Annotated in this window: 7 protein-coding genes and 8 tRNA genes (1 of these 15 running past the window's edge); 13 read left to right on the top strand and 2 right to left on the bottom strand. The window is 38.9% G+C overall.

Annotation, left to right across the window (positions count from 1 at the left end; translation table 11 throughout):
- The 13 genes from IGJ87_RS12025 to gor all read left to right on the top strand — a co-directional run.
- A tRNA-Lys gene (locus tag IGJ87_RS12025) sits at positions 1-8 on the top strand (it extends 65 nt beyond the left edge of the window).
- A 7-nt stretch (positions 9-15) separates the two neighbouring features.
- A tRNA-Leu gene (locus IGJ87_RS12020) sits at positions 16-97 on the top strand.
- A gap of 17 nt (positions 98-114) precedes the next feature.
- Positions 115-187, top strand: a tRNA-Thr gene (locus IGJ87_RS12015).
- Positions 188-198: 11 nt separating this feature from the next.
- Positions 199-270 (top strand) — tRNA-Gly (locus IGJ87_RS12010).
- Between the two features lie 16 nt (positions 271-286).
- Positions 287-372 (top strand) — tRNA-Leu (locus tag IGJ87_RS12005).
- A 10-nt stretch (positions 373-382) separates the two neighbouring features.
- Positions 383-456: transfer RNA gene (locus IGJ87_RS12000), tRNA-Arg, on the top strand.
- 21 nt (positions 457-477) lie between these two features.
- A tRNA-Pro gene (locus IGJ87_RS11995) sits at positions 478-551 on the top strand.
- Between the two features lie 57 nt (positions 552-608).
- A tRNA-Arg gene (locus tag IGJ87_RS11990) sits at positions 609-682 on the top strand.
- A 135-nt stretch (positions 683-817) separates the two neighbouring features.
- On the top strand, positions 818-1285 hold the full coding sequence (locus IGJ87_RS11985) for a CtsR family transcriptional regulator (RefSeq protein WP_002289036.1): 468 nt from the start codon (positions 818-820) through the stop codon (positions 1283-1285).
- A gap of 6 nt (positions 1286-1291) precedes the next feature.
- A complete protein-coding gene (locus tag IGJ87_RS11980; RefSeq protein ID WP_002289035.1) occupies positions 1292-3784 on the top strand; it encodes an ATP-dependent Clp protease ATP-binding subunit in 2493 nt (830 codons plus the stop codon).
- A 220-nt stretch (positions 3785-4004) separates the two neighbouring features.
- Complete coding sequence (locus IGJ87_RS11975) at positions 4005-4928, top strand: peptidase U32 family protein (RefSeq protein ID WP_002289033.1); 924 nt, start codon at positions 4005-4007, stop codon at positions 4926-4928.
- A gap of 5 nt (positions 4929-4933) precedes the next feature.
- Entirely contained in the window at positions 4934-6187 is a 1254-nt protein-coding gene (locus IGJ87_RS11970; protein ID WP_002318037.1) for a peptidase U32 family protein, read from the top strand.
- 133 nt (positions 6188-6320) lie between these two features.
- Entirely contained in the window at positions 6321-7667 is a 1347-nt protein-coding gene (gene gor, locus IGJ87_RS11965; protein ID WP_002289031.1) for a glutathione-disulfide reductase, read from the top strand.
- Between the two features lie 693 nt (positions 7668-8360).
- Here gor and menA read toward each other — a convergent pair.
- Positions 8361-9314, bottom strand: a complete 954-nt coding sequence (gene menA / locus IGJ87_RS11960) for a 1,4-dihydroxy-2-naphthoate polyprenyltransferase (RefSeq protein WP_104889239.1) — start codon at positions 9312-9314, stop codon at positions 8361-8363.
- Positions 9315-9326: 12 nt separating this feature from the next.
- Positions 9327-10430 carry an FAD:protein FMN transferase gene (locus IGJ87_RS11955; protein ID WP_002294811.1) on the bottom strand — a complete coding sequence of 368 codons (1104 nt, stop codon included), beginning with the start codon at positions 10428-10430 and terminating at the stop codon, positions 9327-9329.
- Between the last annotated feature and the right edge of the window lie 40 nt (positions 10431-10470).

The raw sequence follows: 10470 nt of genomic DNA, 5'->3' as shown, positions 1-10470 counted from the left end.
ACGGCTCATATTTTTGCGGGTGTGGCGGAATTGGCAGACGCACTAGATTTAGGATCTAGCGCCTTACGGCGTGGGGGTTCAAGTCCCTTCACCCGCATAATTTAAGTTTTACATGCCGGCTTAGCTCAGTTGGTAGAGCATCTGATTTGTAATCAGAGGGTCGAGGGTTCAAGTCCTTTAGCCGGCATCTTTAAACACGCGGAAATAGCTCAGTGGTAGAGCACCACCTTGCCAAGGTGGGGGTCGCGGGTTCGAACCCCGTTTTCCGCTTTGCCAAAGCAATCGCGCCGGGGTGGCGGAACTGGCAGACGCACAGGACTTAAAATCCTGCGGTGAGTGATCACCGTACCGGTTCGATTCCGGTCCTCGGCATTTCAAATATGCGCCCATAGCTCAACTGGATAGAGTGTTTGACTACGGATCAAAAGGTTAGGGGTTCGACTCCTCTTGGGCGCGTAGTCTTTTTTATTTTTTAAACGGGAAGTAGCTCAGCTTGGTAGAGCACTTGGTTTGGGACCAAGGGGTCGCAGGTTCGAATCCTGTCTTCCCGATTTTTTTTATCTTGCTTTTTGTTTTCAAATGATTTATAATTTTTTTAAATTGAATATGCGCCCATAGCTCAACTGGATAGAGTGTTTGACTACGGATCAAAAGGTTAGGGGTTCGACTCCTCTTGGGCGCGTCGATACGGAATAGTATATTCCGTATTTTTTTTTGTTGATTCTAAAGGATTTATTTAACAAAAAGCGTTCTTCTTTCTTTCTATTACCAAATTCGTTATAATTAAGGTCAATATTAGTCAAAGGGAATGAATAAGATGGCACATCAGAATACCTCGGATTTAATTGAATCATATATAAAGAAAATTCTGGAAAATAGTGAAATGATCGAGATTCGAAGGATTGAAATGGCAGACCTCTTTAACTGTGTTCCTTCACAAATCAACTATGTGATTAATACCCGTTTTACCATCCAACGTGGTTATCTAGTAGAAAGCAAACGTGGTGGTGGTGGTTATATACGAATTGCAAAAGTAAGGATTTCAGATAAAAAACAATTACTTGAGCAGATAAATCAGTTATTTGATGATACAATCAGTGAGAAAAATGCTTTTGCTATTATTCAAAAACTTTATGAAGACCAAATAATTACAAAAAAAGAAGGAAACTTAATGTTGAGTGCAATTGCAAAAAACACATTGAATTTCAATGAATATGAAGATCATACACGTGCTCGGATTCTCCGAGCATTTCTGGAACGTTTAAGTTATGAAGATGGGAAGTGAGATTAGATGGAAGAACTTTTTACTGAAAGAGCCCAAGCAGTATTAGAAATTGCACAAGAAGAAGCAAAACGATTGAAACATCAATCAGTTAGTTCAGAACATGTTTTACTAGCCTTAGTGGTCGAGCAAAATGGAATTGCTGGAAAAGTATTACGTGAAATGGATTTGAATGAAACGGAAATTTATGAAGAAATTGAACATCTGATTGGTTATGGTGGTATCCGTTCTTACCCTAAAGGAGTCTTTCTTCCATATTCACCAAGAATGAAACAAGTTTTTGCTTTAGCTAGCAGCGAAGTGAAGAAAACTGGTTCTCAAAAAGTTGGAACAGAACATATTTTGATGAGCTTATTAAAAGATGAAAGTATCATGGCTACTCGAATCATGATCAACTTAGGTATCAGCCTTTCAAAAGCCCGTCAAGTTCTGAAACAAAAAATGGGGCTAGCTGGTGATTCTGCTGGAAAAGGAATGAATCGTCGTAGAAATGTAAATGTACAAGATAAACGGCAAACACCGCAAGGAACACCTACGCTAGATTCATTAGCACGTGATTTGACGAAATTAGCAAAAGAAAACAAGCTGGACCCAGTTGTTGGTCGTTCGAGAGAAGTGAAACGGCTTATCCAGATTCTTAGCCGACGGACAAAGAATAACCCTGTACTGGTGGGTGAACCTGGTGTAGGCAAAACAGCTATTGCTGAAGGGTTAGCTCAAAAAATCATTTTAGGTGAAGTGCCAGAAGACATGCAAGAAAAGCGCCTGATGATGCTTGATATGGGATCTTTGGTTGCTGGTACGAAATATCGCGGTGAATTTGAAGATCGAATGAAAAAGGTCATCGACGAAATCTATAATGATGGTCAAGTAATCTTATTCATTGATGAATTGCATACCTTAATTGGTGCAGGTGGAGCAGAAGGAGCAATTGATGCTTCGAATATCTTGAAACCGGCGTTAGCTCGAGGAGAATTACAAACGATCGGAGCAACGACCCTAGATGAATATCAAAAATATATCGAAAAAGATTCTGCATTAGAGCGACGTTTTGCTCGCATTCAAGTAGATGAGCCAACTCCTGAAGAAGCAGAAGTGATTCTTCAAGGATTGCGTACAAGATATGAAGAGCACCATGGAGTGGAGATCACAGATGAAGCTGTACGAGCAGCAGTCAATCTTTCTGTTCGTTATATCACTTCTCGTCAACTACCCGATAAAGCAATTGATTTGATCGATGAATCAGCAGCGAAAGTCCGTTTGGATCAAACCGATCACTTAACAAAATCAACTGTGATCAAACTAGAAATCGATGAACTAGTACAAGAAAAGGAAGCAGCAATCCAAAAACAAGACTTTGAAAATGCTGCTCAATTACGCAGACAAGAAAAAGCACTACGTAAAAAGCTGCAAAAAGTTTCTGCAATTGAAGCAAAACAGGAGCAAGGTTATTCTGATCGTGTAACAGAAGAAGATGTTGCTACAGTTGTATCGGAGTGGACTGGTGTCCCTCTACAGCAGTTGGAGAAAAAAGAAAGCGAACGCTTGTTAGAACTGGAAGGACTTCTGCATGAACGTGTCGTTGGTCAAGATGAGGCTGTCAAAGCAGTTTCACGTGCGATCCGCCGTGCACGAAGCGGATTGAAAGATCCTGATCGTCCAATTGGTTCATTCATGTTCCTTGGACCAACTGGTGTCGGAAAAACAGAATTGGCCAAAGCACTTTCAGAAGTCATGTTTGGAAGTGAAGATGCCCTGATCCGTGTTGATATGTCAGAATTTATGGAAAAATACAGTACAAGCCGATTAATCGGGTCTCCTCCAGGATACGTAGGGTATGATGAAGGTGGACAGTTGACAGAAAAAATTCGTCAAAAACCATATTCAGTGATTCTCTTAGATGAAGTGGAGAAAGCACATCCAGACGTTTTCAATTTACTTCTGCAAGTATTGGATGATGGTCATTTAACAGATTCTAAAGGTAGAAAAGTGGACTTTAGAAATACAATCATGATTATGACTTCAAATATCGGAGCGACACAAATTCGAGAAGAAAAAAATGTCGGATTCAATGTCCAAGATGTTACTAAAGATCACAAAGCCATGCAAAAACGTATCTTAGAAGAGTTAAAGAAAGCTTTCCGACCTGAATTCTTGAATCGAATTGATGAGACTGTCGTCTTCCATTCATTGAGTAAAGATGAAATCCATACAATCGTCCAAATCATGAGCAAAGCGATTATCAAACGATTGAAAGAACAAGATATTCAAGTGAAAATCACACCATCTGCAATCGATGTGATCGGGAAAGCCGGATTTGATCCTGAATATGGTGCACGTCCAATCCGTCGCGCACTTCAAAAAGAAATTGAAGATCGATTGAGCGAGGCTTTGCTTGGCGGAGAAATTCGTTTAGGTGACCACGTAACAGTAGGTGCTTCAAAAGGTAAGATCACATTGAATGTTCGCGGACCTAAAAAGGAAACAGTAGGTTCCCTATAGTTACTTGGCCTGTGTAGCTGAATTTTTATAATAGTAAGACTTGATTAAGAGGTTGTGACAAGATTTTTGTCACAATCTCTTTTTATATTTGGACAGAATATATCGAACTTTATTTTGATTTTTTGTGAAATAATTTTCAAAAATCCGACTTTAAATAGAAGAAGTATTGGAAAGTTTTTAGAGCTATGCTACTATTATGAAGTTGTAGGAGGAGAAAATTATGATCGAACTCATAACCACAGTAGAAACTATTGAACAAGCAGAACAGTTGCTTGCTGCAGGTGCAGATACACTATATTTCGGTGAAGAGCAATTTGGATTGCGTCTGCCTGCTTCATTTACACGAGAAGAACAGCGACAATTGGTAGAATTAGCACACAAGTATGGTAAAAAAGCGAATATTGCTGTAAATGGGATCATTCATCCTGAAAAAATGAAAAATGTACCTGAATATTTGGCTTTTTTAAAAGAAATAAACGTAGATGTGATCACAGTTGGTGATACAGGTATTATTTATACGATGAAAAAAAATCCTGAATTGCGTATACCGTATATTTATGATGCTGAAACATTAGTAACGAGCGCACGTCAAATCAATTTCTGGGCGAAAAAAGGCGCAGTTGGAGCAGTACTTGCTCGTGAAGTTCCTTTTGAAGAGATGAAGGCGATGGAAGAAAAACTCGATATTCCTGTAGAAACCCTTGTGTATGGTGCTACATGCATCCATCAATCCAAACGTCCACTGCTACAGAATTACTATAACTATACGAAACAAGACGAACAAAAAGATCGTGAAAGAGGTCTTTTTATCTCGGAACCTAAAAAAGAAGAGACACATTATTCTATTTATGAAGATAGTCATGGCACACATATTTTTGCCAGCAATGATCTGAATCTCTCGAATGAATTGAATGAACTTTATCAGCATCATTACTGTACATGGAAATTGGACGGATTATTTACTCCAGGCGAAAAATTCGTAAACATCACTCGACTATTCGCCGAAGCAAAAAAACAAATTTTAGAAGGTAGCTGGGATCAAGAAAAAGCGGAAAAAATGACTAGCGAAATCAGTAAATTGCATCCTGAAAACCGTGAATTAGATACAGGATTCTTTTATATTGATCCTTCTGCTATCAAATAAGGAGTATGATGAAAGAAATGACAGTAAAAAGAAAATTGAAACGACCAGAAATCCTAGCGCCAGCAGGAACACTGGAAAAGTTAAAAACCGCGATCCATTATGGAGCAGATGCAGTATATATTGGCGGGAATGCATATGGTTTAAGAAGCCGTGCAGGTAATTTTACTTATGAAGAAATGGCTGAAGGAGTTGCTTTTGCAAAAGAACATGATGCGAAGGTATACGTTGCTGCTAATATGGTCACCCATGAAGGAAATGAAGATGGAGCAGGGGAATTTTTCCGCAGTTTGCGTGATGTCGGTATTTCTGCAGTAATTGTTTCTGATCCAGCTTTGATCGAAATTTGTGCGACAGAAGCCCCAGGTCTGCCGATCCATTTATCCACTCAAGCTTCAGCAACTAATTTTGAGACATTGGAATTCTGGAAAGAAGAAGGGTTGGAACGTGTCGTTTTAGCTCGTGAAGTTTCAATGGAGGAAGTGGCAGAGATTCGTAAAAATACGGATATCGAAATCGAAGCATTTATCCATGGTGCCATGTGTATCTCTTATTCTGGTCGATGCACATTGTCCAACCATATGTCGATGCGGGATGCAAACCGTGGCGGATGTTCTCAATCTTGTCGCTGGAAGTATGGATTGTTCGATATGCCTTTTGGTCAAGAACGAAACAGTTTAACTGATACAGGCGAAGTGGAAGAAGAATTCTCGATGAGTGCAGTGGATATGTCAATGATCGAACATATTCCAGAATTGATTGAAAACGGCGTAGACAGCTTCAAGATCGAAGGAAGAATGAAATCGATCCATTATGTATCTACGGTGTCAAATGTCTATAAAGCGGCTGTAGACAGTTATATGGAAGATCCTGAAAACTATGTCTGCAAGCAAGAATGGATCGACGAGTTATGGAAAGTAGCACAACGAGAATTAGCTACAGGTTTTTACTACAATACACCAACTGAAAACGAACAATTATTCGGTGAACGTCGTAAAATCCCAGTATATAAATTTGTCGGTGAAGTATTATCTTATGATGAGGCAACACAGATTGCTACGATACGTCAGAGAAACTTGTTTTCTGTAGGAGATGAAATCGAATTTTATGGTCCAGGATTCAGTCATTTCAGTCAAACCGTTGAAGTTATGCATAATGAAGAAGGCGAATCCATTGACCGAGCACCAAATCCAATGATGATTTTAACTATGCCAGTCGCACAGCCGGTGAAACCTGGAGATATGATCCGAAAACGTAAATAAGGAAAAAGCTGATATATCCCTGTTTTAAGCATCTTCGCATACAAAATTCAAGAAAAGTGTTACACTTGCTTTCTGTAGAAAAAGGATCGTTAAATAAAGGTTTTGATTGATCTCTTCAATAAGGAGGAACAAAATGCAAATATATGATTACATCGTAATTGGTGGCGGCTCTGGCGGTATTGCTTCAGCAAACAGAGCAGGGATGCATGGCGCAAAAGTTTTGCTGATTGAAGCGAATGAATTGGGCGGAACATGTGTCAACGTCGGTTGTGTACCTAAAAAAGTTATGTGGCAAGCAAGTACGATTTTGGAAACAATTGAACGAGATGCCTCAAGTTACGGTATCCAAGCAGATTTAAAAAATGTTGATTTCGCCGGTCTAGTAGAAAGACGAGAAAAATATATTGATTTTCTACACGGTGCTTATCAAAGAGGATTAGATAGCAATCATGTCGAGGCTATAAAAGGTTACGCTACTTTTATCGATAGTCAAACGATCGAAGTAAACGGTGAAACCTATCGTGCTCCTAAAATCTTGATCGCTACTGGAGGCCGTGCAAGTAAAATGACCATTCCTGGTGGAGAATACGCCATTGATTCAAATGGATTTTTTGAATTAACAGAGTTACCTAAGAGAGCAATCGTTTTAGGTGCTGGATACATTGCGGCTGAACTTTCAGGTGTATTTCGTGGTTTAGGTAGTGAAGTCATGTGGGCATATCGAAAAGAACGACCACTTAGAACGTTTGATAAAATGCTTTCGGACAATTTGATCCAAATGTACCAAGAAGCTGGAATAAAAACTTACGCACATCATATTGCTAAAGAAATTACTAAAAACAATGACGAATATACGGTGCTATTTGAAAATGGTGAAACCTTAACTGGTGATTGTGTACTTTTTGCCGGTGGACGTGTACCAAATACCGAAAAATTAGGTCTGGAAAATACAAATGTGGAATTGGACAAAAAAGGGTTTATCAAAGTAGATAAATACCAAAATACAACGGATGAACATATTTTTGCTGTTGGTGATGTGATCGGTAAATTAGATCTGACTCCTGTTGCAATCGCAGCTGGTAGACGTTTATCAGAACGTTTATTTAATGGAAAGAAAGATTCTTATCTTGACTATAAACTTGTTCCGACAGTCGTCTTTACGCATCCACCAATTGCAACAATTGGTTTGACAGAAGAAGAAGCATTGGAAAAATATGGCGAAAATGAATTGAAAGTTTATCGTTCACGCTTTACCCCAATGTACTTTGCATTAAATGATTATCGCCAAAAATGCGAAATGAAATTGATCTGTGTCGGAAAAGAAGAAAGAATCGTCGGCTTACATGCTATTGGTGTTGGTGTCGATGAGATGCTGCAAGGTTTTGCTGTGGCTATCAAGATGGGTGCAACTAAAGAAGACTTTGACAATACAGTAGCCATCCATCCAACAGGAGCGGAAGAATTCGTAACGATGCGATAATTTAATATTAACAGTTCCAACAGCTTTTTATTGAACAAACCATGTAAAACCAGAAAATCAGTATACTGATTTTCTGGTTTTTTGTTTTTTAGTTATTTATGTAAGATTGCTTCGATAATTCTCAAAACGAAATAAGTAGGGAAGTTGGAGATTTTGATTATCTTCGTAACTGACGAAGAGTAAATGAATCCATTTGGTATGCACTCTTAAGTTCAAAATATTGGTATCGATGTTTAAAAGAAATAGAAATGTATCGAAGAACAGATGATTAAAAAAGTGTGACTTTGTATAAATAAATTAGAAGAAGCAAACGAGGATGTTAAAAGAATACCATATAGTTACCAAACCAAGAAAGTTCTCGTCAAGTTCGCTGGTACGAATCACATCAAGTGACAAAAGGGACTGTGAAAAAAGTTGTGTCATAGTTAGTCACTTTTTCCGAACAAATGGTGTTCTCCTGCCAACTCCCAATCACAAGTCACAATATTCATAAAACATGAGAAGCTGTTTTTTGAACTTGTTCCTTGCGACTCGGAGCTAAACGGCAGACTCACGACCTCTTTCTTAAATGGTGTTCAAAAGCTTGCATCTGCGGTAATAAGCCCAACCAAACGAAAAATATAAGGAGCTATTTTTATTTGGCTGTTCTTATTACTTGATGCAGGGCAGCTTTTTCACAACCTCTTCATGCTGTTAAATGGCTTGCATAATGATTGTTAGTAATAGCCCCAATACATAACTGGCATTGAATAAGACCATATTTTTGATGGAATAGCTGAAACTGATAGGCTGGGGTAACGTTTGCTTGAATTGATCCAAATGCTTCTTCACAATTGGCAAGGTCAAGAAGGTGACCAAGATCGGCCATTCATAGATACCGCTCAACAACCCCATTAAAATCACGAAATAGCAAGCATACATCAATAGCTGGAATAAGACTGTTCCCGCAGGACGTCCGATATAAAAAACTAGTGTATAGCGATGATTTTCAATATCACGGTCAAGATCCCGCAAATTATTAGCCAACATGATATTGGCAATCGTAAACACCAAGGGTAAGGAAGCTAATACGATTGCTGCTATAGCCCAAAGATTTCCTACCAAAGCAAATTGTCCAGATGAAAAGTTGACTGTCAGATCATAGACATCTGAACCGAATGTATTGACATAAACGACCATGGCAAAAATTCCAAGGCCCATAGTCACCCCACTGAAAATTTCCCCTAAAGGCATTCGAGATAAAGGAATCGGTCCGAATGTATAGAATACTCCAATAAAACAACAGATAAATCCCATCAAAAGTAAAAGCCAACCCGTATTGATCGTTAGAATAACGCCGATAACAAAAACAAATGCAATCATAGCTAAAATCATGTTTCGAATCAATACAGGAGATAGATTTCTGCGGCCAATGACATTTTCTTCATACTTATATACTTCAGAATGAGCCTTTTCATAATCCATGTAATTATTGATAGCGGTAGTCGCTAAATCAAAAACTAGCATTCCAATAAAAAATAAAAAAGTGTTTAGCCAATGTATCTCATGAAAAAAAGCGATAGAGAATAATACCCCTACCGCAAAAGGAAATACACTAGCCACCTTTGTTTGTATTTCAACTACTTCTAAAAAGATTTTTAGTGTCATGGTTCGTACTCCTTATTTTAGTTCAGAACGGTCACCCATCGTGTAATGGGAGTCCTCCGATAATTTGAAGGTGTCTTTGATTGGATCGGTCACATATACTTTATCGTCTTTTGTCACGAAGATCGCTTCCGTCCCGTTATTCAATTCGCTTTCGACGTATTCCAGTCCTTTTTTCACACCCATTGAAAAGACTGCTGTAGACAACCCGTCACCATCAATTGATTTATCTGTTATGATCGTGACACTTGCGATATCATTGTCGAACGGATAACCCGTTTTTGGATCAAACAAATGATGGTATTTTTTGCCATCTACTTCTAAATAACGCTCGTAAATTCCAGAGGTAACTAATGTTTTGTTCCGTTCTTTAATAGAACCTAAAACAGATCCGCGAGCCATGTTCGGATCTTGGATGCCGACTGTCCAGTCTTGGTTTTCGCCTCTTGGGCTGTGGCCTAAGACATAGACATTACCGCCCAAGTCAACGATGGCAGTGGTCACTCCTTGTTTTTTCAAGACTTTCACTACTTCGTCCGTAATGTAACCTTTGGCGATTGCACCTAAATCGATGATCATTCCTTTTTCTTTTAGATAAACAGTTTTTTCTTTGTCATTTAGTTCGATCTTATGATAATCCACTAATTTCAATGCCTGATCGATTTCTTCTTGGGAAGGTTTTCTGGCGTCATCAAAACCGATTCGCCATAATTGTGTGATTGCACCAATCGCCATATCGAATCCGCCTTGAGAATCTTGGCTATATTCGTAGGCCCGCTTGACTAACGTGTAGACGTCATCAGAAACTTTTACTGGTTTGATCCCAGCTTGCTCATTCACTTCATCGATCTCAGAACCTTTTTGATTGATCGTGATTTTATCACCAAGTTCTTTTACTCGATCGAAGGCAGGTTTCAATGCTGATTCTTTGCCTTCATCATACACACGGATACGAACGTAAGTCCCTAACAAGAACTGTTCATCAGAATATGGATCTTTCAATATCTTGGTAGCTGCTGAACTTTCAGTGGTTGTTTTATTTGCTGAGTTGCTGCAGCCAGTTAGCACCATAAAAGAGATGCCCAGTGTGATTAAGGAAAATAGTAGTTTTTTCCGCATTGTTTTCCTCTCTTCATTTTGAAAGGTGAGACGACTGCCT

It is taken from the genome of Enterococcus sp. DIV1411a, from assembly GCF_050531945.1.
Classification (GTDB): Bacteria; Bacillota; Bacilli; order Lactobacillales; family Enterococcaceae; genus Enterococcus_B; species Enterococcus_B faecium.
Note: the sequence above shows the minus strand (reverse complement) of the source record. Positions and strands in the feature narration are given on the sequence as shown.